The following is a 286-nucleotide window of genomic DNA, read 5'->3' as shown; positions in this document are numbered from 1 at the left end:
GATCAGCTTCTGATTGCGGCGCTGCATCGAGCAGTCGCGGTCGCCGACCACCACGACACCGCCGAGTCCGTCGCCGAGCACCTGCACCTCGATGTGGCGCGGGCTCTCGAGGAAGCGCTCCACGAAGCACTCTCCTCGGCCGAAAGCCGCGACCGCCTCGCGAGTGGCCGCGTCGAAGGCCCCCGCGACCTCGGAAAGCTCACGCACCACCTTGAGCCCGCGTCCGCCGCCGCCGAACGCGGCCTTGATCGCGATCGGGAGGCCATGTTCCTCGGCGAACGCCACC

At 70.3% G+C, this 286-nt stretch carries 1 pseudogene; it reads right to left on the bottom strand.

Annotated elements, in window-relative coordinates:
* Window positions 1-286 (bottom strand): annotated as a pseudogene (locus tag DSP71_RS24030) (acetyl-/propionyl-CoA carboxylase subunit alpha); the annotation flags it as partial.

The organism is Microbacterium sp. H6, assembly GCF_003314775.1.
In the GTDB taxonomy this organism is placed as follows: domain Bacteria; phylum Actinomycetota; class Actinomycetes; order Actinomycetales; family Microbacteriaceae; genus Microbacterium; species Microbacterium oxydans.
This window is presented reverse-complemented; position numbering and strand designations above follow the sequence as displayed.